Genomic DNA, 23,130 nt, shown 5'->3' on the forward strand with positions numbered 1-23,130 from the left:
TTCATTAAGGAGAGAAAATGTCGACGTTTTGTGTAGTCGGAGGGGGACTGTCTGGCCTTGAGTTTGCGCTTTATTCCGCCATTCAGGGCAATAAGATTGTGATTTATGAAGCCGGACCGGATTTGCGTAAAGAACATGTGCATTTCGATACCCGTGCTTTGCAAGGCGATGAAAAGAAAGTGCACTGGACGGCGGATGAACATTGGGCCATTGGTGGAATCAGTGAGCGTTTGGGAGGGCGTTCGCTGTGTTATCACGGGGTCATGCTGCCGCTTGAACCGCAGGCTCTGGCAAGCTGGCCCGAGGTTTGGCAACAGCGCTTGAATGGCCCTGAAGGGTTGTATCGCCAGTTGCAGAAGGAATTTACCGGTAAATATCCTGAAATGACCAGGCAACAACAGGTTGGCATACCTCTAATTCATGCGCCTCAGGCTGCGATTGTCGGCGAGAATGCAGTATTTTCGTCATACAGTCCTTTATATCAGCTTGAACCCTTTATCAGGGATGGGGTGATCCGAATTGAAAGAGCGACTGTCGCCAAGGTAGAAAAGAAACCGGAAGGTTTTTTTCTTATCGATCAGGAAGGGCGGACTGTGAATCCGTTACCGTTCGACAAATGTATTTTGTCGGCATCGGCTTTGGTGAACAACAAGATTATTTCCACATCGCTGGAAAAATCCACCACAGCACAGGTTACCGATCATTACTGTATTGGTATTGCCGTTAAGATTGGTCAGGGTGAACGCATTGCTCAATACCGCCATGAAATGTTGTGGCATGGTTTCAGCGAGCATCATGATCTGAATGCCAACATCTTTGTGGTGGAGCGACCGAATCTCGATAGCGGAGATCGCATTTTGTTATTGATGGCCGTGGTTGAGCAAAACCCGCATCAGTCTGAATTCAGCCAGCTCCATTGTCATTACAGTCAGGGCCAGACAAGGCTGGACATTAACTCGCACCATTCAGAGACAGGAATTGAAAATTACAACCGCGTCGCCAGGCGCATTGTTGAATTTGCCAGTGAGCAGTTAAGCGCAGAATTAGTGCCGTTGTTTGACACTCCGACAGAACAGTCGGGTGCTTTTTTCGGATCGACAGAAAGTACCGAGATAGAGCAGGCGCTGGCAGCGCTGAGTGAAACGGAACAATCCAACGTATATACGCGGTTTATCTTCCCTTACGGTTCGTATGAGCACGAAAGCTGTACGCACCCTATAGGCGGAACCGGTGATATTGCTTTAACTGACGATTTGGAATTAACCGCCATGCCGGGCGTGTATGCCATTGGGCCTGGTGCTTTTCCTCGTCTGGGCATTGCCAATCCGGCCTTAACCATATGCTCGTTGTCCCGTTGGCTTGCATCACATCTTTAAGCAGGAATAATTATGAATAAACTCGCGATTCTGGGCGGTAGCCCTGTCATTCCAGAGGCATTGCCAGCCTGGCCAAGTCTGGATTTATCTGTGATGGATGATATTGAAGCCATCTTAAAAACCGGTGAAATTAATTATTGGACCGGTAAGCGTGGAATGGCCTTTGAAAAGGACTTAGCGGCCTATCTGGGCGATGGTTATGTCGTCACCACTACCAATGGTACGTCAGCCCTACATACGGCTTTTTCCGCACTGGGTATTGGTTCGGGTGATGAAGTGATTTGTCAGTCCTATACCTTTATTGCTACCGCATTTTCTATTTTGCAAGCGGGTGCGCTACCTGTATTTGCCGATGTTGATCATACGCATACCCTTGACCCCAAGTCGGTAGAGAGCAAAATCAGCGATAAAACCAAAGCCATAGTGGTTGTGCACACATTCGGGGTACCGACCGATATGGACGCTATCATGACCATCGCCAGAAAGTATGATTTAAAGGTCATTGAAGATTGTGCTCAGGCATTGGGAGCCAAATACAAAGGGGCTTACCTGGGTACCATTGGTGATGCCGGTTGCTTCAGTTTTTGTCAGAGCAAGCACATTACAACAGGCGGTGAAGGCGGTGCAGTGTACGTCAACTCAGAAGATCTGGTCTGGAAATGCCGCTCGTTCCGCGATCACGGTTACGACGTAGCTAAAAGGTTGGGTCTGTTTGAAATCTCGCAGAAATTGCCTTATATCCATACTCAGGTTGGCTTTAACTATCGGATGACAGAAATTCAGTCTGCCATTGGTATCAGGGAGTTATCCCGTTTCAAGGCAACTGCATTGGAACAGCGAATCCGTAATGGCCGCTTCCTGACAGTGTTATTGAAGGAACACCCATTAGTTAAGCATGCACCGGCTGATGATGAAATACGTGGTAACGCTTTCTGGTGGGCGCCGTTTGTTCTGGATATGAGCCAGCTCAGTTGTGACATCAAGACGTTTACCAAGGCTATTGATGCTGAAGGTGTGCCAGGTTATCCGGTACCCTGGCCAGAAGTTTATAATGAAGATGCATTCCAGAAACAAAATGGGTTTGGCACGAATAATTACCCGTTTAACGACCCGGCCCACCGGCAGATTGATTACACATTAACGGACTGCCAGGCGGCCAGACAACTGGGAGACAGCTCGATAGTGTTCCATACCCACCCTGTTTATTCAGAGCAGCACATGGAAAAATTCGCAACTGCGTTTAATAAAGTGTACGAGCATTATAAAAAGTAACCCGGCGCAAAATAATTTTTGATGAGATGGCTGTTCAAATGAGCACCGCCTCCGCATTAGCGGGGGCGTTTTTTTTTGCCAATACTGTCTTAACTTTCAGATAGACCGACAAAAAAATTCTCTGTGTCTGTAACATAATGATCATGTTCGCCTGTCTTTAAGGAGCAAACTGTGAAAATCAAACCTGAGTTAGACATAACAAGCGATGAGCATACCGCGATAACAGCGCTTCGAAATGATGCATTTCCCGATCATCAAGTTGCCCGTTCTTATTACAAACAGTTACCGCATATGCGTGCGCTGAAATACAAAGATAAAAGGTTAGTGGGCTACCTGGGACTGGACTATCGTGTTATTGGGGTTGGAGGATGCGTATTTAAGGTGCTTGGTGTTATCGATTTTTGCGTAGCCAAAACGCATCAGGGGCAAGGTATCGGGTCGGCTATGTTGTCTGAGCTCAGCGAATATTCGAAGAGTCGGGATGTCGACTTCATTATTTTAGTCTCTGATCTGACTGAATTTTATTCTAATAATGGCTTCAGGCAGATACATGCGCCAAGTGCCTGGCTAAGGTTGCATGAGCATAAAAATTTCGGTGTCGCCTTTGAGCATCTTGATGATATTTTTATTAAGCCCATTAGCGGTAAACACTGGGAGTCCGGGCAGTTAGATTGGCTGGGGTATATGTTTTAAGGGGTCATTGGCTTTGATCATAATGAGTGGCAGGATGGTCAAGGGAAGCGGCACCATCGATGATGAATGAAAAGGATTCTTCCTGTGACATATGATGAATACAATGCATTTTGCCGTTCTTTGCCTGCAACGACATACGTCGTACAGTGGGGAGGCGCCCATGTCTGGAAAGTGGGTGGCAAGGTCTTCGCGATAGGTGGCTGGGGGGAACCCGGCGAGCCTGCATACACTTTCAAAGCCTCTGAACTCAATTTTAATATTCTAAAAGATGAGCCTGGATTCAGACCCGCGCCATACCTGGCCTCGCGGGGTATGAAGTGGATTCAGCAGGTTGATACCGTCAAGACAAAAGATGAAGCGTTAAGATATTACCTCAAAGAGTCATACCGTATTGTGTCTTTAGGGTTAAGTAAGAAAAAACAAAAAGAGTTCGGTCTTAATCAGGATGATTAAAAAAGTGAGTCAGAACAAAGCACTTGAAGCCTTCGCTCGTTAACTAACGGCTTTAGTGTGAGCATTCTGAAAGCTGCGGTTGATATTGAGAAATGGTGTACCGAAAATGAATGAACGGTTGATAATTGATACCTATGAAACTGAGAAGGGATCAGGGCTATGAAATGTCAGACAATACCCGTTATTAGGATATTTGATGAGGATAAAGCGAAAGAGTTTTATTTGGGTTTTTTGGGCATGGAACTGGATTGGGAACACCGTTTTGAAGAAGGTTTTCCGATTTACATGCAAGTGTCTAAGGGAGATTTTGTTCTTCATCTTAGTGAGCATTCGGGCGACTGTACACCTGGAAGTAAAGTTTTTGTTAATGTCCGTGAACTGGACTCATTATTTTCAGATATCACGTCAAAACCTTATAAATATAACAAGCCAAACATTGAAGATGCACCCTGGGGGGCGAGGTGCTTTACTGTGACAGATCCTTTTTCTAACCGGATTGTATTCAATGGTGCGGCTCATTTATAACGGGCACATGTTAGCCAGTTGTATTCAGTTTATTAAACATCTAGCTCCTTAAAATGGCTGGTGGATAGGGAGCCATTTCGTGCCCAATGCCTGTCCCGCTTTTTGGGCCAGCATACATATTCAAAGCATTTGAACTCAATGTTAGTATCTTAACTGGTAAAAATTACCAAAGAAGTAACATTTGATAAAATGTGTTAAAAGCACTGGTTTACGTTAATGCTCAAAGTGTGTGATCTCACGTTGACAATCGGGTAGACTAATTGACGGCAGGCTATGTCTCGTATCAAAACAATAACAGTGTCATTCTTAACCAGAGCGATTGTTCTGGTTTTTTTGTATCATCCCTAATTTTACTTCACTCACCCATGACAAGATTCGCAGGACAAGTGATATGTTTTTCAGAAAAATGAAGCAACAAAACCATGAGCTGAAAGCAGAGCTATATGCATTATCGCAAGTTAAAGAAAGTATAGAGTCTGATATGCTTCGACTGACTCTGGACGAGGGTGGGAATGTAATTTCAGCTAACGCATTGTTTAAAAATGATATTTTGTTGCCTCTGGAAGAAATTAAAGGTAAGCATATTGCTGATTTAGTTCCTCTGCAGGCGCGGGACACTCGTCACTTTCATTTGATGTCTGATGCCATCAGGCAGCGGAAGCACTGGAATGGTGCCTTGCAAATTTTAAAAGGTAATGGTGAAGAGGTTTGGTTGAGAGCTATCCTTCAACCCATTTTTTCTGCAAGCGGCGGTATTAAGCATATTGTTATTTACGCCTCTGAGCTTACCAGAACCATTACAAGGTCCCGGGAGCAAGAGGATCTTATTAATGCTTTGAACCGTTCTACGGCAGTCATTGAGTTCACGTTAGACGGTATTATTATTGATGCTAATAGCAACTTTCTGGCGTCTATGGGTTATGACAAATCGAAAATTGTCGGGCAGCATCATCGCATTTTTTGTGAGAGTTCAGAAGCCAACTCTCCTGAATATCGTGCGTTTTGGCAAAGGCTGGGACAAGGGGAGTTTGTCTCTGACCGGTTTAAACGTATCGACAGTTATGGGAATGTCGCTTGGTTAGAAGCGTCCTACAATCCCATATATAACGCGCATGGTGAGTTATATAAAGTCGTCAAATTTGCCACCGTGATTACTGATCAAATTAATCGTGAGATTGCGATTGCGCAAGCCGCTGACATTGCTCATGAAGTCTCGACAGAGACTGGTCAGCAGACTACGCAAGGCAAACAAGTTATTGATTCAACCATAGAAAAAATGGAAGAGTTAACAAAAGTGATGGAAAAAGCGAATGCAGGCATTCAAGCACTGTATGAGCAATCTCAGAAAATTAACGAGTTGGTTAGCAGTATTAATGGGATAGCGGCGCAAACTAACCTTCTGGCGCTGAATGCTGCCATTGAAGCGGCCAGAGCTGGTGAACAGGGACGTGGTTTTGCCGTTGTTGCTGATGAAGTCCGTCAACTCGCTTCAAGGACAAGCCAGACCACTGAAGAAATTGTTACTGTGGTATCTGAGAATTTAACCTTAACAGGGAATGCTGTTCACTTGATTGAACAGGGCTTGTCTCAGGCATCTGAAACACTCTCTTTGTCAAACAAAGCTGGGCAAATGATGAGTGATATTCGCAAAGGGGCCGAGAAAGTGGATATGGCGGTTGGTAGCTTTACCAAACAGCTATAGCAATGAAGAAGATTAGGTTCAGTGCTATCTGACAGATATTGCTGGAAGTGTGTGAGTTCTGGCCTGAAGGTGCTATCTCTTCATTATGAACGTACTGAAGAAATGGCACCCAGGTTTCATTCTGGCTATTGAGCTTTCCTGATTTTTTGATGAACTTCTGACAAGTTATCGCGGGTTTTCGTTGCGAATATGTATCTGTTCAGACTCTCTTCTCTCAACCTGACACGAAACAAATCACAATTATAGGTTGCTACCAGGGAGTGAAAGCCTCAGAATGTCGGACTTTTCGCCGTCAGAGAGTTAGGCGAACATTCACATCATTAACAATTGAGAATCATATATGGGTTTTGCCTCGATAGGTCTTTCTGCGCCAATCCTGAAAGCTATTCAAGAAAAAGGATACGACACTCCCTCACCAATTCAAGCACAAGCTATTCCAGCTGTGTTAGATGGAAAAGACGTCATGGCTGCAGCTCAGACGGGAACAGGTAAAACCGCTGGCTTTACATTACCGATTCTTGAACGTCTTTATCAGGGCCCGCAGGTTCGCAGTAACCAAGTGCGTGCGCTTATCTTAACGCCGACGCGCGAGCTGGCAGCACAGGTGCAGGAAAGCGTGTCTGTCTACAGCCGCCATCTGCCGTTGAGCAGTGCTGTGGTGTTTGGTGGGGTAAAGATTAATCCGCAGATGATGCGTTTGCGCAAAGGCGCAGATATTCTGGTGGCAACACCAGGGCGTCTGATGGATTTGTTCAACCAAAACGCAGTGAAATTTGATCAGCTGGAAGTCCTGGTGCTGGATGAAGCCGACCGTATGCTCGATATGGGTTTCATCCGCGATATTCAAAAAATTCTCAAATTGCTTCCAGCGAAACGTCAGAACCTGCTGTTTTCAGCAACGTTCTCTGAAGAAATTCGCAGCCTGGCGAAAGGCCTGGTAAACAACCCTGTTGAAATTTCTGTCAATACCGCGAACTCGACTGCCAGAACGGTAGAGCAGTGTATCTATCCGGCCGATGTGAAGAAGAAAGCGCCTATGCTGGTCAAATTGATCAAGGATGGCGACTGGCAGCAAGTTTTGGTGTTTACCCGTACTAAACACGGTGCAAACCGCCTGGCAGCATTTTTGTCTGAAGAGAAGCTGGCTTCTGCGGCCATTCACGGTAACAAGAGTCAGGGCGCACGAACCAAAGCGCTGGCTGATTTTAAATCGGGCAAAATTCGCGTATTAGTGGCGACAGACATTGCTGCACGCGGTATCGACATTCCTCAGTTACCACAAGTGGTGAACTTTGAGCTGCCTAATGTGGCGGAAGATTATGTTCACCGTATTGGGCGTACAGGCCGCGCGGGCGAAACAGGTAAAGCGATTTCGCTGGTGTGTGCTCAGGAAGCAGACGAGTTATTTGGCATTGAGCGTTTAATTCAGCAACTGTTGCCGCGTATGGAATTGGACGGTTACAAGCCGAGCAATACGTTACCGGACTCTAAGCTGGATTCGCGTCCAATCAAACCGAAGAAACCTAAGAAGCCGAATAAATCTCGCTCAGGTCATGGTGAGGGTGAGAGACACAATGCAAGCGGTAATGCAGCGCAAAAGCCAAAGCGTCGGACAAATGGCCACTCGGGTGGTGCAAATAAAACCGGTGCGGGCAAAGCAGGCAATGGTGCGCAAAATACACGTGATACTCAGTCGCGCAGCCCTAAGAATGGTGCTGGACGCTCTGAGGCGGGTAACGCAGCTGGTGGCAACAAGCGACCTGCTCAGCGTCAAAGAGCGCGCCCGCAATCGGCGTAATGCCGTTGTGATGATTCACCTCTGATAACAAGCCTGTCTGAGACAGGCTTGTTGCTTTTGAGCCGGTATTAATTTTCGTTACTGGTTTGCGTAATACAATGCTTGGCCAACTCATGATACCGGGCCTGCATGGTATCGACGAAATCGTTGGCATCGTCAAAATGACTAACCGGCTCACCAATTACCACATCACAGTTAAATGGCACAAACATAGCGGTGCCTCTGGGTAAAGAACGGCCCAGCCCGCGCATGACAACCGGGATAACCGGGCACCCATCATGATCTTTCACTAAATGGTAAATGCCTTTCTTAATACCGCTCATGGTTTCAGGTTCGCCCCGGCTGCCTTCCGGGAAGATGATCAGTATATCCCCTTGTGCCAATGCCTGATGGCATTCCTGTAATACCGCTTCGCGCTGGCTGGGTGAGGGCGAGCGCCTCAGCGGAATAATGCCAATGACGTTCAGCGACAGCCAGGCAACGACTTTATTGGCCAGAAAGTAATCCGCCGCGGCGACCGGACGAACTTTATGGACGATGGAAATGGGAAACAGCGCCAGCAACACCAGTGTGTCTAAATGGCTGTTATGATTGGCTGCCACCACAACCGGCCCATTTACAGGCAGGTTTTGCCGCTGGATGATGTTCAGCCCAAGACCAATAAATACCAGCGGCTTAACAATGAAGAGGATGAATAACACCTTGAGCACGTGAGCCATGGAATCCTCAATAGTAGAGATAGTAAATGTAGTGGAAAAACAGCGGCGCAGTGAACATCAGGCTGTCGATGCGATCCAGGATGCCGCCATGGCCCGGAATAAACTGGCTGGTGTCTTTAATCTGCAAGTCTCGTTTTACTGAAGAAATCACTAAATCTCCGATAAACCCGCTGAACGCAATGATCATACCGGCTACCAGACCCTGCAGCGAGGTGAGGGGTGTGAGATAGGGCGCGACAAAATACGACACCAGAATCACGGTTGCGCTGCCGCCGATAAAACCTTCCCAGGTTTTGTTCGGGCTGACTTTTGGCACTATCTTGTGTTTGCCGAAAGACTTGCCCCATACGTACTGACACACATCGTTAAACTGGGTGAACACCAGAAGAAACAGCAGCATTCCCAACGATCCGGCATCCGGGTTCAGGCTTGGCAAGACCAGCAGATAGGCCATATGGCTGATACAAAATACGGTTAGCATCATGGCCCAGTGGATAATACCGGCCGAGCGGATGAAGCCTTTGGTATCGCCAATCAGTACCATCATCATCGGCAGGTACAGGAAGACATACACAGGGATGAAAATGATGAACATGCCGTACCAGCCAATTGACAGCCAGTAATACTGAAAGGGAATCGACAGATAGGCCCAGAAGATCACACGGCGATCTGTCATTCGGGTCGGCACAATAGACAAAAACTCTTTCAGCGCCATAAAACTCAGAAAACCGACAAAAAACAGCGTATAAGTCAATGGCAGGTAGAGGACGACGAAAACAATCCCAATCATCCACCACCAGGAGCGGATACGCAGCTTCAGTTCAAGGTAATCCCTGTCAGGGTGGGCGCGCGATTTCCACAAATACACCAGCGTACCTGTTACCAGTACCGCAATGATGGCAAGCATCAGATGCAGTGAATGGGAAGGAATACTATTCATTGTCTGCGCTTTCCTTACCAGCCTGCTGTGCCGCTTTAAAGCGATAAATACCTGCCAGACGGCGCCAGGTGGTCATCACAGATCCAATCAGCATGATCGTTAGCGCGGCGTCCAGCGTGTAGGCCAATACCTCTGGCAGCAATGCGAACACCTGGCTGACGAACAAGACAAGGAAGCTGACTGTCAGCAGCGCCATTCTGTGCTGTTTGGCCATAGGCCCGCGGAAGTCGGCCGGACAGCCCATGCTGACCCCTAATACGCGAACGTAAGCCGTCAGCACGGCGACGAGGGCGCACAGCCATGCCAGTGTCATACCGATATCAGACTGTGTTGCAAAGCCTGCGGCCAGAATCAACAGCGAGTCAGCAATCCGGTCGGGCACGTCATTGAATAATTCACCTGCCGGGGTTTTCTTGCCGCCTTCTACAGCCACCATACCGTCGAACAGGTTGCACAGCAGCCGCAACTGAATACAGGCTGCAGCGACAAGCAACAGGGTAGTGAACGCAGAGGCCTTGTACCACAGCAGTGTGGCCAGGCCTATGATGGCAAATACTATGCTCATCAGAGAGATCTGGTTCGGTGTGATGTTTTTCTGGCTTAACCAGACCGCAATGTGCTTGGTTAAAGCCTTCTCCCTGACAGCAAGGGGACGCCGGTTGGATTCTGGTTCGTGCTGATTCTTCATGTTTATGGCTTATAGAAAAAGAAAGATGAGCTGGCAGACCACAGTATTAAAGAGCGTTAATCATCTGCGTAAATAAGACGGATGCACGACGGCAGATAAAAAGGGCTGCAGAATGACTTCGGTCTTGTCAATCGAACTCGCCAGCAAGGAGACATAAACATAAATGGAATAGATTGAATATCAAGCGATTGATTATGACTTTTTGAACTGCTTTCAAACCTGAGCGACAATAACCAGTAGGACGGATACCCATACTGGGTTTGTTCGGTAATGCGGTGGCATGGCTGCGCAGAAAATCAGGCTCACACAGTTGCATTTAAATCGTATATGCGTAATATTGGATTTATTGGTATTAGTATAAAAGATCTGGTTCGGCAGCATTCGCCAAACTGAAACTATTAACTGCATTTTTGAGAGCAATGAAATGACAGAATTCACACCCTGGACGGCGCTGGCTGGTGGGGCAGTGTTGGGCGTTAGCGCCCTGATACTGCTGCTGTTGAATGGCCGCATAGCGGGTATTTCAGGTATTGTCAGCGGCGCGTTGGATGTCAGTGAGCCAAACGCTAAATGGCGTTGGATGTTTATAGCGGGACTGATTATCGGCCCCTTACTGGCTGCCCCTTTTGGTACATATTTGCCAGAGCGTATTGATGCTGGCTGGCCTCTTATCATTGCTGGTGGGCTGCTGGTGGGCGCAGGAACAAGATTAGGGTCTGGCTGTACCAGCGGGCACGGTATTTGCGGCATTGGGCGTCTGTCTCACCGTTCTATCGTCGCAACAGTAGCCTTCATGGTGGTTGCTGTTGTCGTGGTATTTGTTGTTCGCCATCTGTCAGGAGCGTAATGGTATGCAGATGATTATCGCCCTTGTCGCCGGTTTGTTGTTTGGTGCCGGGTTAACGATCTCTCAAATGGTCAATCCGGAAAAAGTGTTAAATTTCCTGGATGTAGCAGGACAGTGGGATCCCAGTTTAATTTTGGTTATGGGAGCGGCATTGGTCGTTTTTGGCCTGGGATATCACTTTTTGGTGAAACCCCGCTCAAAACCTCTGATAGCTGAAAAGTTTTATATTCCTGTCAACAAAACTATCGATAAACCTTTGATCATAGGCGCTATTTTATTTGGCCTGGGATGGGGTTTGGTGGGTATTTGCCCTGGGCCTGCTGTGAGTAATCTGCTGGGAGGCAATGCTAAAATTTTCGGCTTTGTTATCGCGATGTTGGCGGGGATGCAGTTTTCTGGCACTATCGACCGTCTGCTTAAAAAGTCTTGAAAATTATGAGGGTAGAATGCGAGATTATTCCAACATGGAGGCAAATGTAGAGCAGGCTGTTGAACTGCTCAAGGCCATGGGCAACCAGCACAGGCTGATGATACTGTGTGTACTTCAGGAAGAAGAATTGTCTGTTTCTCAGCTGAATGAACGATTTCCTATCCCTCAGTCTTCTCTGTCACAGCATTTGGCCTGGCTGCGCCGGGCCGGTTTTGTGAAAACGAGGCGGGAAGCGCAAACTATCTACTATCGGCTCGATAATGCTGCTGTTATCGATATCATCGCGATGCTTCATAAGCATTATTGTGCGGACTGAATCTGCTTGCTGTGAATTTCTCATCAATCTGGGTGAAATTTACTCAGATTGATCTGCTTCTTATACTCGCCCAGGCAGGTAATTTGACCTGTATTCCATTTTTTCCAAGATCAAAATCAAATATTTCAACAATGCAGGTTGTAGTTTGTGCGGTACCTCATTATTTTGCTTCCTGACCGAACGCCTTGCCTTGACCTGGCAAGAGATGAAATATCAGCTAATTTGGCTGGTTTTTATCAGAAATGACCGAAGTTCTATCGTGTTAGGAGTACGATAAATGACATTACACTACTTGCTTCCAGGCCAGGCATTATTGCCGGGTAGGGGCGCTATTCTCAGCATTTCCCTTTTAAGTGCTTTGCTCAGCCGCTGTGCTTTGACTTTGCTGCCTTTTTCACGCCCGTTTTCTGCCTATCGCCTTCAATTCTTTCGTCGATTTAGATGTTTTGGCCATTGTTAGCCCATACAGAACACAACTGATTAGTGTCAGAATGCTTTAAATATAATTAAATCAGATGGTTATAAAGAACATGCTTGAGTGCGCTTTTTACATAAGCTGCAGTTAGGACTTGAAGGAAAATTCCGTGAATATGAAATTGTTAGGCAGTTCCCTGATTATTGCAGGTACAGCACTGGGTGCAGGTATGCTTGCCATTCCTATGGTGTTGGCCCAGTTTGGCCTGCTGTGGGGCACCTTGTTAATGCTACTGATCTGGGTAGGTACAACCTACGCGGCGCTGCTGTTGCTTGAAGCCAGTATCAAGTCTGGTGGTGGCTTGGGCATGAATTCCATTGCCCGTAAAACATTGGGTAAAGGTGGCCAGCTGGTCACAAATGGCTTGCTGTACGCGCTGCTTGTGTGTTTGCTGATGGCCTATATTATCGGTGCTGGCGATCTGCTTAAAAAGCTGACAGACAGCCTTGGAGTGGTATTAAGTGCCACTCAGGCACAAATTGCGTTTACCGTGGTGGCGGGTGTTGTAGTTGCAGCAGGAACCGGCGTGATTGACCGGCTGAACCGGCTGCTGTTTGCGGCAATGGTGATTATGCTGGCTATGACTCTGGTGACTCTGGTACCAGGCATCAATCCTGACAACCTGGCATCGGTTGGCAGCGATAACAAAGTTGCGCTTATCAAAACCAGCTCTGTGCTGTTTACCAGCTTCGGTTTTATGGTGGTTATCCCGTCACTGGTGACTTATAACCCTGAAGCTACTCAAAAACAGCTGAGAAATATGGTGATTGCAGGCTCTGTCATCCCATTATTCTGCTACCTGTTCTGGCTTTATGCGGCTGTTGGTAATCTGTCACCTGAGCAACTGGTGGGCTTTGCGAATGTTTCTGAGCTGATTGCTGCACTGAGTGTGAATCACGGCAGTATGCAGCTGATCTTGTCTGTCTTTACCGGTCTGGCGCTGTTGACCTCTTTTCTGGGTGTGGCAATGGCTCTGTTTGATCAGAATACGGATGCCTTTCGCCAGAATCGGGCAGTCACGTATGTACTGACCTTTATTTTGCCTATGCTGGGTGCGATTCTGGCGGCGAATCAATTCCTGTCAGTGTTGAGCTATGCTGGTATCATTCTGGTGTTCCTGGCTATTTTTGTCCCGATGGCAATGACAGTCAAAGTCAGAAAGGATGGCGATAAGGCGACAGTAAAAGAGGGTAATGAAGCTGTGTATCAGGCGGGCGGCGGAGTGATGGCGCTGGCGCTGAGCTTTCTGTTTGGTTGTTTTTTATTAATGGCTGAACTGATTTAATCAGTGAGTTACGACAAGATGCAAAAAGGCGCTTCCTATTGGAAGCGCCTTTTTTTGTGGAGCTCAATATCGTATTAGCGACATTGCTTTGAGGATGCTAACGATTTGTTTGACCGAACAAGACCGATATCGTCAGGTGTCGTTTCAGGTTTGACCGAACGCTGAAATAACCTATCTGCAGGAGTAGTGATCTGTTGACACAGAGTAAGCAGCTAGTGACGTATCCTCAAAAAGTTGAGCGAATCTTACCGACTTTCCTTTTCTGGTGCTAGGCTTGGGCCTGTTTTCTTAAAAAGACAAAATCCGCCAAAACGTAAACTTTTTTATACACGCTTTTCTCCTATGACACGCATGCCAAGTTAGAGTATCTTGGTTAAAAAAGATGGGATATGGATATGAACTGGAAACTTGCGGATCAGGTAGCTGCAAAGGCACTGGCAGAAGGTAGTCTTATGCCAATCGCCACAGAAGCGGAGCAGATTGAAGAACAGGGTGTCCGTTATCTTGGCCATCTGGTGACAGAAAATGCGGGCAAGAAGTTACTGAATCTGACGGCTAAGCATACCTCTAATCCCTTTCTGCCCTACGAAAAGTCAATGTATGTGTGTGAAGCAGGGGAGCATCATGTGTGCCTTCTCAATAAGTTTCCTGTTATCTCGCCACACTTACTGATTTGCTCAAAAGATTTTGTGCCTCAGGAGTCACCTCTAAGCTGGGAAGACTGGCATGCATGGCTGGGGGGATTTACACACTCAGATGTGCTCGGTTTTTATAACAGTGGGCCGTTAGCCGGAGCGAGCCAGTCGCACCGTCACATGCAGTTGGTACGAAGTGATATTCCACTGGAAAAAGTTATCTCGGGTGGAAAGCTGCCATTTGTCCATTGGTTGTATCTGGTTGAAGCTATGACCACTGACGAGCTGTACGACGCCTATCTGAAGGGGTTGAAAGCTTTGTCGCTCTATAATGAGACGGGCAATGCGTGTAAGCCACATAATATCCTTCTGACTGAGCGTTGGCTGCTGATACTGCCTCGTACCGTCAATAATGTTCAGGGGCTTTTTGCCAATGGCATTAACTACAGCGGACGTTTCCTGGTGAAACAACCGGAACAGCTGGTGTGGTTACAGGAATACGGTTTAATGCGTTTTTTGCGTGAATGCAGTGAGTAAATCACAGGCAGGGGATGGGGATGGCGTATTTGTTGTTACAGCACTAAAAAATAACCCCAGCCAGAGCTGGGGTTACTTGTCGTTACGTTAAGAAAATAAATTATTTCTTAGCGTTACGCTCTTTCACTTCTGCGATTACTGCTTCAGCAACGTTCGCTGGGCATGGTGCGTAGTGTGCGAACTCCATAGAGAACTGACCACGGCCAGAAGTCATTGTACGCAGCGTACCGATGTAACCGAACATCTCTGATAGAGGTACATCACCCTTGATACGTACGCCTGTTGCACCTGCTTGTTGGTCTTTGATCATACCGCGACGACGGTTCAGGTCACCGATAACATCACCAACGTGATCTTCCGGAGTGAACACGTCAACGTGCATGATAGGTTCAAGCAGCTGAGCACCAGCTTTAGGCAGAGACTGACGGAATGCACCTTTCGCTGCGATTTCAAACGCTACAGCAGAGGAGTCAACTGCGTGGAAACCACCGTCGAACAGCTCAACTTCAACGTCCAGCACTGGGAAACCAGCCAGAACACCAGTACTCATCATACCAGCGAAGCCTTTTTCGATAGCAGGCCAGAATTCTTTAGGAACGTTACCACCAACAACAGTAGAAACGAACTTGAAGCCAGAGTTTGGCTCACCTGGTTTGATACGGTAATCGATCTTACCGAACTGACCAGAACCACCAGACTGCTTCTTGTGCGTGTAGCTGTCTTCGATTGCTTTGGTGATAGTTTCACGGTAAGCAACCTGTGGAGCACCTACAGTCAGTTCAACACCGTGAGTACGCTTCAGGATGTCAACTTTAATGTCCAGGTGCAGCTCACCCATACCTTTCAGGATGGTTTCGCCAGAGTCTTCATCAGTTTCAACCTGGAACGATGGATCTTCTGCAACCATCTTACCGAGTGCGACACCCAGTTTCTCAGAAGCTGTTTTGTCCTTAGGAGCAACAGCGATAGAAATTACTGGGACAGGGAAGATCATTGGTTCCAGAGTACATTCGTGCTTAGGATCACACAGAGTGTGACCAGTCTGAACATTCTTCATACCAACGATAGCGATGATGTCACCCGCTTGTGCTGAAGTCAGCTCGTTACGGTCATCTGCTTGCATCTCAACCATACGGCCGATACGCTCAGTTTTACCTGTCGCAGAGTTCAGGATGGTGTCACCCTTCTTCAGCTTACCAGAGTAGATACGGACGAAGGTCAGGGCGCCGAAACGGTCATCCATGATCTTAAACGCCAGTGCGCGGAATGGCTCGTCTTCAGATACAGTTGCAACTTCACCAGTTGCTTCACCAGTTTCTGGATCGGTCAGATCCTGAGGATTCACTTCTGTTGGTGCTGGCAGGTAGTCAACAACGGCGTCCAGAACCAGCTGGATACCTTTGTTTTTGTATGCTGAACCACAGAAAGTTGGGAAGAAGGCCAGATCACGAGTACCTTTACGGATACAACGTTTCAGGTCTTCGATAGAAGGCTCTTCACCTTCCATGTAAGCTTCCATCAGGTCATCGTCTTGCTCAACGGCAGTCTCAACCAGCTCTTCACGGTAAGCTTCTACGTCGTCAACCATGTCCGCTGGGATATCTTGAACTTCGTAGTTTTCTGGCAGACCCGTGTCATCCCACACGTAAGCTTTACGCGTCAGAACGTCAACAACACCAACGAAGTCTTCTTCACGGCCGATAGGCAGGGTCATTACAAGAGGCGTGGCGCCAAGTACGTTTTTCACTTGATCAACAACGTTGAAGAAGTCCGCGCCCATACGGTCCAGTTTGTTAACGAAGATCAGACGAGATACTTCTGAGTCGTTCGCGTAACGCCAGTTAGTTTCAGACTGAGGCTCAACACCACCAGAACCACAGAATACACCGATACCACCGTCAAGTACTTTCAGAGAACGGTAAACTTCAACGGTGAAGTCAACGTGTCCCGGAGTATCGATAACGTTCAGACGGTGATCGTTCCAGAAACAGCTTACTGCTGCAGACTGGATTGTAATACCACGCTCAGCTTCCTGCTCCATGAAGTCAGTCGTCGTTGAGCCGTCGTGAGTATCACCGATTTTATGGATTTTACCGGTCAGCTTCAGGATACGCTCAGTGGTAGTGGTTTTACCCGCATCTACGTGCGCGAAAATACCAATGTTTCTGTATTTAGATAGATCTGCCATTGTTTTTCTCTATATGAACAATTGTTGTCACATGTCAGGGTGGGGAGTATAGCACTACTTACAACTATCAGAACATAGATCTGAGTAATTTAATGAGTATTCGTTGGCTTTTAACCCATTGATTCAGGCAGGAACTGGATGATTGCTCAATAAAAATACAGAAAATGTCTGTTAACTGATTGTGACAAGGTGTTGCATCCCGCCGGGCGGTTCAACAAATTTCTTGATGATATGCCCAGCGATTCAGGCGGCGTATTTTCTTATGGTATATATTTGTGTTACATGTCAGTGTTCGTCATTGACAACTCTTACAATAATGAAAAAGAACGATTTTCTGGCGTCGACTGAGTTGTTAGGTGAAGTTGCCTTGGAGGGGATATGAAGAATGGATTGACTGTAAGCCTGTCAATAATGGCAGGATTATTGCTCGGAAGTACCGGTGCGCTGGCGCAAGAGGTGATAGAAACCACCAGTTTAGTGGGGTTTGGTACGGCAAAGTACGTACCTGAATTCAAACACTTTGACTACGTTAATCCTGATGCGCCGAAAGGCGGAGCCATCACCTATGCGGAAGTAGGAACATACGACAGTTTTAACCGCTATGCATCAAGAGGGGTTTCGGTCGCCGGCGCGGACGAAATGTATGACACACTTTTTGCACCAGCGAGTGACGAAATTGACAGCTATTATCCGTTGATCGCAGAAAAAGTGCGTTATGCCGACGATTTTTCCTGGATGGAAATTGATATCAACCCTAAAGCACGATTTCATGACGGCCAACCTATTACAGCAAAAGATGTCGCCTTTACTTTTGATAAGTTCATGGCAGAGGGGGTACCTCAGTTTCGTGTGTTTTATAAAGAGGTGAAGTCAGTGAAGGCGGTTTCACCGCTGACAGCACGAATTGAAATGTCTGTTGCGAATAGGGAAAAACTGTTTTCCCTGGTTGAAGGCATGAACGTCTTACCGGAACATTACTGGCAAGACAAGAAACTCAGTGAGCCACTCAATGCGCCCCCGGTTGGCAGCAGTGCGTATAAGGTAACCAGTTATCAGTCGGGTCAGAGTGTGACTTACTCTCGAGTGAAAGATTACTGGGCGGCCAATCTTCCGGTTAATGTCGGGCGGCATAATTTCGATACTATCCGGTACGATTATTACCGTGACGATACTGTGACCCTGGAAGCGTTCAAAGCCGGTGAGTACGACTTCCGTCAGGAGAATGTCGCCAAGTTCTGGGCCACCCTCTATGAGGGAAATAATTTTGATAACGGTTATATAAAGAAGGAAGAAATCCCGCACCAAATCCCTCAGGCTATGCAGGCATTTGTCTTTAACACTCAGCGCCCTGTTTTCAGTGATGTCCGGGTCAGAGAAGCCCTGAATTACGCCATGGATTTTGAGTGGATGAATAAAACGCTTTTCTATAACCAGTATTCACGTAGCCGCAGTTTTTTCCAGAATACCCCTTATGAAGCAAAAGGCCTGCCGACGCCTGCTGAGTTGAAATATCTGGAACCGTTAAAAGACAAGATCCCCGCGCGTGTCTTTACTGAATCTTACCAACCACCGGTCACTGACGGCTCCGGCCGTGTTCGTGCACAATCGCGTAAAGCGTTTGCATTGTTAAAGGCTGCAGGCTGGGAACTGAAGAATCAGGTCATGACCAATGTGAAGACCGGGGAGCCCCTGGCCTTTGAGTTGCTGATCTACAGTCCGACCTCTGAGCGAATTGCTATTCCGCTGCAGAAAAACCTGAAGCAACTGGGTGTCGATATGAAAATCCGTACGGTTGATACTACGCAGTACATCAAGCGCCTGCGTGACCGGGATTTTGACATGGTATCTTCCGGTTACAGTGCCAATGCTTACCCAACACAGAACCTGCTGATTGCATGGAACAGTAACTACCTGGATTCCACCTACAATACTGCCGGGGTTCAGGACCCGGCTATCGATACGTTGACAGAGCAAATTGCAGCGCATCAGCAAGATCCTGCCGCGCTGGCGGCATTAGGGCCGGCGCTGGACAGGGTGCTGCAGTGGAACTTTTTTGTCATTCCTCAGTGGCATTTAAGCAAATTCCGTGTGGCGACCTGGGATAAATTTGATCGTCCCGCGGTCCGACCTAAGTATGCACTGGGTGTTGATACTTGGTGGGTGGATACGGCCAAGGCGGCCAAGTTGCCGGAAAAACGCCGTTAATCGAAAAGTGGAAACAGGTAAAGCAGTATGACGGCATATATTATCCGGCGCCTTTTGCTGGTGATCCCAACGCTCTGGGCGATTATTACGATTAACTTTTTCGTGATTCAGATTGCACCGGGCGGGCCTGTTGAACAGGCAGTGGCGCAGCTTGAAGGGCATACTTCCGGCATTATGGAGCGCTTTACCGGCGGCGGGCAGGAAGTGCAGCAGTCGGAAGGTTCGCAGCAAAACGGCAATGGTGGAAGCGGCTACCGTGGCTCCCGCGGGCTGGACCCGGAAGTGGTGGCAGAAATACGTAAGCAGTTTGGTTTTGATAAACCGATCTGGGAACGCTATGTCGACATGCTAAAAAACTATGTCACTTTCAATTTTGGCGAAAGCCTTTTTCGTGGCGGCAATGTGATTGATCTGATTATTGAACGGCTGCCGGTGTCGATTTCGCTTGGACTGTGGAGCACCTTGATCATTTATTTCGTCTCTATTCCTCTGGGGATTGCGAAAGCGGTGAATCATGGTAGTCGTTTTGATATCTGGAGCAGCGCGTTAGTAATAGCCGGATATGCGATTCCCGGTTTCCTGTTCGCCATTGTGTTGATTATTTTCTTTGCCAGCGGTAATTATTTCAGCTGGTTTCCGTTACGTGGATTGTTCTCGACTGATTTTGATCAGATGACCTGGTATCAGCAAGTCGGTGATTACTTCTGGCACCTTGCACTGCCCATCTTTGCCATGGTCATCGGTGGTTTCGCGACGCTGACTATGCTGACCAAAAACTCGTTTCTGGATGAGATCAACAAGCAGTACGTTGTCACCGCCCGTGCGAAAGGCCTCGATGATCAGAGCATCTTATATAAACATGTATTTCGTAATGCGATGCTGATTATTATTGCCGGCTTTCCCAGCGCTTTTATCAGTATTTTCTTTACCGGTTCAATGCTCATTGAAGTGATGTTTTCGCTGGAGGGAATTGGTTTGCTGGGTTTTGAATCTACGATTCAGCGTGATTACCCTGTGGTATTCAGTTCGCTTTACATCATGACATTGCTGGGACTTATTCTGAATATCATCTCTGACCTGACTTATACCCTGGTCGATCCACGTATTGATTTTGAGGCCAGGTAATATAATGAGAAAGACATTCACAACCATGTTTACCTTCAATCCACTGACAAAAGAGCGCTGGGCTCGGTTTAAAGCGCACAGACGCGGCTACTGGTCAATGTGGTTGTTCGCCGTTCTTTTTATTGTCAGCCTGTTTGCAGAAGTGATAGCCAACGATAAACCTTTGTTCGTCAGCTTCAAAGGTGACTGGTATTTTCCGATAACCGAGCAGTATGCCGAAACGCAATTTGGCGGTGAGTTCGCCACAGAAGCCGACTATACCGATCCGTATGTGCAGGATCTGATCAACGAAGACGGCTATATGATCTGGCCACTGATCCATTTCAGCTATGACACGATTAACTACAACTTATCGGGTCCTGCTCCTTCTGCACCGGACAATATGAACTGGCTGGGGACAGATGATAAAGGCCGCGATGTGCTTGCTCGCATCATTTACGGTTTTCGGATATCCGTACTATTTGGTTTTGCGTTGACGGTGATCTCAACCATTGTCGGTGTCATGGTCGGAGCCGGGCAGGGTTACTATGGCGGCTGGCTGGATCTGTTTGGCCAACGTTTCATTGAAGTCTGGTCAGGCATGCCGACTTTGTTTTTGCTGATAATCCTGTCCAGTTTCGTTGAACCTAACTTCTGGTGGTTGCTGGGCATTATGGTGCTGTTTAGCTGGATGGGGCTGGTGGGAGTTGTGCGGGCGGAATTTCTCCGCTGCCGGAACCTGGATTATGTGCGTGCAGCGCAGGCGTTGGGCGTGAATGACAGGCGAATTATGCTCCGCCATATGCTGCCAAATGCAATGGTGGCCTCACTGACAATGATGCCCTTTATCCTCAGTGGATCAGTGACCACACTGACATCACTGGACTTTTTGGGATTCGGCCTGCCTGTGGGTTCACCGTCACTCGGTGAATTGCTTGCTCAGGGTAAAACCAACCTGCAGGCACCCTGGCTGGGGTTGTCTGCGTTTGTTGTGCTTTCTATCATGCTGAGCCTGCTGGTTTTTATCGGCGAGGCGGTGCGTGATGCTTTCGATCCACACCATCAATCGTAATGACCGGGATACTGCAATGAGTGATGCTTTACTGACTATTGAAAATCTCTCTGTGGGCTTTGCGAACGGTAAGCCTGTCCGCCCGGTAACGGAGAAAGTCTGCCTGACAATCAAGCGGGGAGAAACGCTGGCGCTGGTGGGGGAAAGTGGTTCAGGCAAGTCAGTGACGGCGAATGCCATTCTGCGTTTGTTGCCTAAAGCTTCGGCACGTTATCTGGACGGTCATATTTATTACGATGGCGTGGATATGCTGCGGTGCAGTGAACGCCAGATGCGTGGGTTACGCGGAAACAAAATCGGTATGATATTCCAAGAACCTATGATGTCGCTGAACCCGCTGCATAAAATTGGCCGCCAGCTGTGTGAAACGCTGTCTATACACAAGGGAGTGCGTCAGAGACCGGCAGAGAAACGTGCGCTGAGCTGGTTAAAAAAAGTGGGTATCCGTAACCCCGAGCAACGCATGTATGCCTATCCTCATGAGTTATCAGGCGGTGAGCGCCAGCGTGTAATGATTGCCATGGCGCTGATCAATGAGCCCGATCTCCTGATTGCGGATGAGCCAACAACCGCCCTCGATGTTTCTGTTCAGGCCCAGATTCTTGATTTGCTGAAAAATCTGCAGCAGGAGCTGGGCATGGCTATGCTTTTTATTACGCATGATTTGAGTATTGTGCGAAAAATTGCCGATCGGGTAGCGGTCATGCAACTCGGGCAGTTAGTGGAAACCAACGAGAGAGATATCCTTTTTACGTCGCCTTCCCATCCTTATACCCAGAAACTCATTAACTCTGATCCCACCGGCGAGCCTGTTCCGGTAAACGGGGATCCTTCTGCGCTGTTTGAAATAGACAAATTACGAGTCTGGTTCCCCGTCAAAGGGGGGATTATGAAACGTGTTATCAGCCATATTAAAGCCGTGACCGATGTGAGTTTCCAGCTGAAGCAGGGACAGAGTGTCGGGTTGGTCGGAGAAAGTGGCTCAGGGAAGTCGACGACCGGGATGGCGATACTCCGATTGCTCAATAGCGAAGGGAGTATTCGTTTTGATGGCCAGGAGATCAGTCAGCTTAACCGTAAAGGCATGTTACCTTTTCGCAGTCGTCTGCAAGTCGTATTTCAGGACCCGTTTTCTGCACTGAATCCAAGAATGTCTGTAGCTCAGATTATTGGCGAAGGTCTGAAAGTCCATCAGACTTTATCCGATGAAGAGGAAGACGCGGCGATTTGTCAGGCAATGAAAGATGTGGAGCTGGATCCATCCACCCGCTTTCGTTATCCCAATGAATTTTCAGGTGGGCAACGTCAGCGAATAGCCATAGCAAGGGCGCTGGTATTGAAACCGGAGTTTATTCTGTTGGATGAACCCACATCCTCATTGGATCGCACAGTGCAGCATCAGGTACTGAATTTACTGAAAGAATTGCAGTTGAAATACGGCCTGAGTTACCTGTTTATCAGCCATGATCTGAATGTCGTGAAGTCATTGTGCCACTATACACTGGTATTGAAAGATGGCTGTGTGGTAGAGCAGGGGCCAACCCGTCAGCTGTTCAGCCACCCCGAAGCCGAATATACCCGCCACTTAGTGAATTTGTCTGCGGTTAACTGAACCCCGCTCACTGTTCGTCTTCTAAGCTGAACTGCTTTTTTGGGAGGCAGTTCATGCGTCATATTTCACATAAATGCTTTTGATGGCATATGCTTGCAATACAGTATTTTGTGTCTGTTGATGCCTGCTCCGTATCTGTCACGACCTCTTTATGCTGACATGCTGCACATTATTGACATCTTTTGTGAATCACCTGGCTAATACTTATACAAATTATCACAGGCCTAACTGGTAATGATTGGTGGGGTGTGCCGCATT

The 23,130-nt window shown here is 47.6% G+C and carries 20 protein-coding genes; 16 read left to right on the forward strand and 4 right to left on the reverse strand.

Annotation, left to right across the window (positions count from 1 at the left end):
- Positions 1 to 17 precede the first annotated feature (17 nt).
- From L6J37_RS19420 to L6J37_RS19455, 7 genes are all read left to right on the forward strand, one after another.
- On the forward strand, positions 18 to 1,376 hold the full coding sequence (locus L6J37_RS19420; protein WP_237796268.1) for a hypothetical protein: 1,359 nt from the start codon (positions 18 to 20) through the stop codon (positions 1,374 to 1,376).
- Between the two features lie 12 nt (positions 1,377 to 1,388).
- The gene (locus L6J37_RS19425; RefSeq protein WP_237796269.1) at positions 1,389 to 2,648 is read left to right on the forward strand and encodes a DegT/DnrJ/EryC1/StrS family aminotransferase; all 1,260 of its coding nucleotides are present in this window, start codon (positions 1,389 to 1,391) and stop codon (positions 2,646 to 2,648) included.
- Between the two features lie 171 nt (positions 2,649 to 2,819).
- Positions 2,820 to 3,341 (forward strand): GNAT family N-acetyltransferase, encoded by a 522-nt coding sequence (locus tag L6J37_RS19430; protein ID WP_237796270.1) that lies wholly within the window; start codon positions 2,820 to 2,822, stop codon positions 3,339 to 3,341.
- An 84-nt stretch (positions 3,342 to 3,425) separates the two neighbouring features.
- Positions 3,426 to 3,794: an MmcQ/YjbR family DNA-binding protein gene (locus tag L6J37_RS19435; RefSeq protein ID WP_218387276.1), complete on the forward strand. Its 369-nt coding sequence runs from the start codon at positions 3,426 to 3,428 to the stop codon at positions 3,792 to 3,794.
- Between the two features lie 159 nt (positions 3,795 to 3,953).
- Entirely contained in the window at positions 3,954 to 4,319 is a 366-nt protein-coding gene (locus L6J37_RS19440) for a glyoxalase superfamily protein (RefSeq protein ID WP_192016778.1), read from the forward strand.
- Between the two features lie 391 nt (positions 4,320 to 4,710).
- A complete protein-coding gene (locus tag L6J37_RS21390; RefSeq protein WP_192016777.1) occupies positions 4,711 to 6,021 on the forward strand; it encodes a methyl-accepting chemotaxis protein in 1,311 nt (436 codons plus the stop codon).
- A 340-nt stretch (positions 6,022 to 6,361) separates the two neighbouring features.
- Entirely contained in the window at positions 6,362 to 7,819 is a 1,458-nt protein-coding gene (locus L6J37_RS19455) for a DEAD/DEAH box helicase (protein WP_237796271.1), read from the forward strand.
- A 68-nt stretch (positions 7,820 to 7,887) separates the two neighbouring features.
- On the opposite strand, the gene L6J37_RS19460 is transcribed toward L6J37_RS19455, so the two are convergent.
- Genes L6J37_RS19460 through L6J37_RS19470 form a run of 3 tightly spaced genes read right to left on the reverse strand, consistent with a single transcriptional unit; the run spans position 7,888 to position 10,166 of the window.
- Positions 7,888 to 8,538, reverse strand: coding sequence for a lysophospholipid acyltransferase family protein (locus L6J37_RS19460; protein ID WP_237796272.1), 651 nt, complete (start codon positions 8,536 to 8,538; stop codon positions 7,888 to 7,890).
- Positions 8,539 to 8,545: 7 nt separating this feature from the next.
- Entirely contained in the window at positions 8,546 to 9,478 is a 933-nt protein-coding gene (locus L6J37_RS19465) for a phosphatidate cytidylyltransferase (RefSeq protein WP_192016774.1), read from the reverse strand.
- Complete coding sequence (locus L6J37_RS19470; protein ID WP_192016773.1) at positions 9,471 to 10,166, reverse strand: CDP-alcohol phosphatidyltransferase family protein; 696 nt, start codon at positions 10,164 to 10,166, stop codon at positions 9,471 to 9,473. Before L6J37_RS19470 ends, L6J37_RS19465 begins: the two co-directional genes overlap by 8 nt.
- A gap of 424 nt (positions 10,167 to 10,590) precedes the next feature.
- Here L6J37_RS19470 and L6J37_RS19475 point away from each other — a divergent pair, with 424 nt between their 5' ends.
- From L6J37_RS19475 to L6J37_RS19495, 5 genes are all read left to right on the forward strand, one after another.
- Positions 10,591 to 11,013 (forward strand): YeeE/YedE family protein, encoded by a 423-nt coding sequence (locus L6J37_RS19475; RefSeq protein ID WP_192016772.1) that lies wholly within the window; start codon positions 10,591 to 10,593, stop codon positions 11,011 to 11,013.
- Positions 11,014 to 11,017: 4 nt separating this feature from the next.
- The gene (locus L6J37_RS19480) at positions 11,018 to 11,443 is read left to right on the forward strand and encodes a YeeE/YedE family protein (protein ID WP_192016771.1); all 426 of its coding nucleotides are present in this window, start codon (positions 11,018 to 11,020) and stop codon (positions 11,441 to 11,443) included.
- A 16-nt stretch (positions 11,444 to 11,459) separates the two neighbouring features.
- The gene (locus L6J37_RS19485) at positions 11,460 to 11,759 is read left to right on the forward strand and encodes an ArsR/SmtB family transcription factor (protein ID WP_027253214.1); all 300 of its coding nucleotides are present in this window, start codon (positions 11,460 to 11,462) and stop codon (positions 11,757 to 11,759) included.
- 584 nt (positions 11,760 to 12,343) lie between these two features.
- Positions 12,344 to 13,519 carry an amino acid permease gene (locus L6J37_RS19490; RefSeq protein WP_237796274.1) on the forward strand — a complete coding sequence of 392 codons (1,176 nt, stop codon included), beginning with the start codon at positions 12,344 to 12,346 and terminating at the stop codon, positions 13,517 to 13,519.
- Positions 13,520 to 13,914: 395 nt separating this feature from the next.
- Positions 13,915 to 14,691, forward strand: a complete 777-nt coding sequence (locus tag L6J37_RS19495; RefSeq protein ID WP_192016769.1) for a phosphorylase — start codon at positions 13,915 to 13,917, stop codon at positions 14,689 to 14,691.
- Positions 14,692 to 14,791: 100 nt separating this feature from the next.
- On the opposite strand, the gene fusA is transcribed toward L6J37_RS19495, so the two are convergent.
- Complete coding sequence (fusA, locus tag L6J37_RS19500; protein ID WP_237796276.1) at positions 14,792 to 16,879, reverse strand: elongation factor G; 2,088 nt, start codon at positions 16,877 to 16,879, stop codon at positions 14,792 to 14,794.
- Between the two features lie 378 nt (positions 16,880 to 17,257).
- On the opposite strand from fusA, the gene L6J37_RS19505 reads away from it, so the two are divergent.
- From L6J37_RS19505 to L6J37_RS19520, 4 genes are read left to right on the forward strand one after another with little or no spacing between them, the layout of a single operon-like run.
- A complete protein-coding gene (locus L6J37_RS19505) occupies positions 17,258 to 19,084 on the forward strand; it encodes an extracellular solute-binding protein (RefSeq protein ID WP_375713936.1) in 1,827 nt (608 codons plus the stop codon).
- A 27-nt stretch (positions 19,085 to 19,111) separates the two neighbouring features.
- A complete protein-coding gene (locus L6J37_RS19510; protein WP_192016766.1) occupies positions 19,112 to 20,209 on the forward strand; it encodes a microcin C ABC transporter permease YejB in 1,098 nt (365 codons plus the stop codon).
- A 4-nt stretch (positions 20,210 to 20,213) separates the two neighbouring features.
- Positions 20,214 to 21,260: an ABC transporter permease gene (locus tag L6J37_RS19515; RefSeq protein WP_225445268.1), complete on the forward strand. Its 1,047-nt coding sequence runs from the start codon at positions 20,214 to 20,216 to the stop codon at positions 21,258 to 21,260.
- A 16-nt stretch (positions 21,261 to 21,276) separates the two neighbouring features.
- Positions 21,277 to 22,872, forward strand: a complete 1,596-nt coding sequence (locus L6J37_RS19520; protein WP_218387287.1) for an ABC transporter ATP-binding protein — start codon at positions 21,277 to 21,279, stop codon at positions 22,870 to 22,872.
- Positions 22,873 to 23,130: the final 258 nt, after the last annotated feature.

Origin of the sequence: Photobacterium sp. WH77, assembly GCF_022014395.1 — a bacterium.
In the GTDB taxonomy this organism is placed as follows: Bacteria; Pseudomonadota; Gammaproteobacteria; order Enterobacterales; family Vibrionaceae; genus Photobacterium; species Photobacterium arenosum.

Bases quoted from the DNA above. Each gene is read 5' to 3' on its own strand.
- fusA (WP_237796276.1), bottom strand. From the start codon at position 16,879: ATGGCAGATCTATCTAAATACAGAAACATTGGTATTTTCGCGCACGTA.
- L6J37_RS19480 (WP_192016771.1), top strand. From the start codon at position 11,018: ATGCAGATGATTATCGCCCTTGTCGCCGGTTTGTTGTTTGGTGCCGGG.
- L6J37_RS19485 (WP_027253214.1), top strand. From the start codon at position 11,460: ATGCGAGATTATTCCAACATGGAGGCAAATGTAGAGCAGGCTGTTGAA.
- L6J37_RS19440 (WP_192016778.1), top strand. From the start codon at position 3,954: ATGAAATGTCAGACAATACCCGTTATTAGGATATTTGATGAGGATAAA.
- L6J37_RS19475 (WP_192016772.1), top strand. From the start codon at position 10,591: ATGACAGAATTCACACCCTGGACGGCGCTGGCTGGTGGGGCAGTGTTG.
- L6J37_RS19495 (WP_192016769.1), top strand. From the start codon at position 13,915: ATGAACTGGAAACTTGCGGATCAGGTAGCTGCAAAGGCACTGGCAGAA.
- L6J37_RS19465 (WP_192016774.1), bottom strand. From the start codon at position 9,478: ATGAATAGTATTCCTTCCCATTCACTGCATCTGATGCTTGCCATCATT.
- L6J37_RS19420 (WP_237796268.1), top strand. From the start codon at position 18: ATGTCGACGTTTTGTGTAGTCGGAGGGGGACTGTCTGGCCTTGAGTTT.
- L6J37_RS19460 (WP_237796272.1), bottom strand. From the start codon at position 8,538: ATGGCTCACGTGCTCAAGGTGTTATTCATCCTCTTCATTGTTAAGCCG.
- L6J37_RS19505 (WP_375713936.1), top strand. From the start codon at position 17,258: ATGAAGAATGGATTGACTGTAAGCCTGTCAATAATGGCAGGATTATTG.
- L6J37_RS19425 (WP_237796269.1), top strand. From the start codon at position 1,389: ATGAATAAACTCGCGATTCTGGGCGGTAGCCCTGTCATTCCAGAGGCA.
- L6J37_RS19520 (WP_218387287.1), top strand. From the start codon at position 21,277: ATGAGTGATGCTTTACTGACTATTGAAAATCTCTCTGTGGGCTTTGCG.
- L6J37_RS19470 (WP_192016773.1), bottom strand. From the start codon at position 10,166: ATGAAGAATCAGCACGAACCAGAATCCAACCGGCGTCCCCTTGCTGTC.
- L6J37_RS19510 (WP_192016766.1), top strand. From the start codon at position 19,112: ATGACGGCATATATTATCCGGCGCCTTTTGCTGGTGATCCCAACGCTC.
- L6J37_RS19515 (WP_225445268.1), top strand. From the start codon at position 20,214: ATGAGAAAGACATTCACAACCATGTTTACCTTCAATCCACTGACAAAA.
- L6J37_RS19455 (WP_237796271.1), top strand. From the start codon at position 6,362: ATGGGTTTTGCCTCGATAGGTCTTTCTGCGCCAATCCTGAAAGCTATT.
- L6J37_RS21390 (WP_192016777.1), top strand. From the start codon at position 4,711: ATGTTTTTCAGAAAAATGAAGCAACAAAACCATGAGCTGAAAGCAGAG.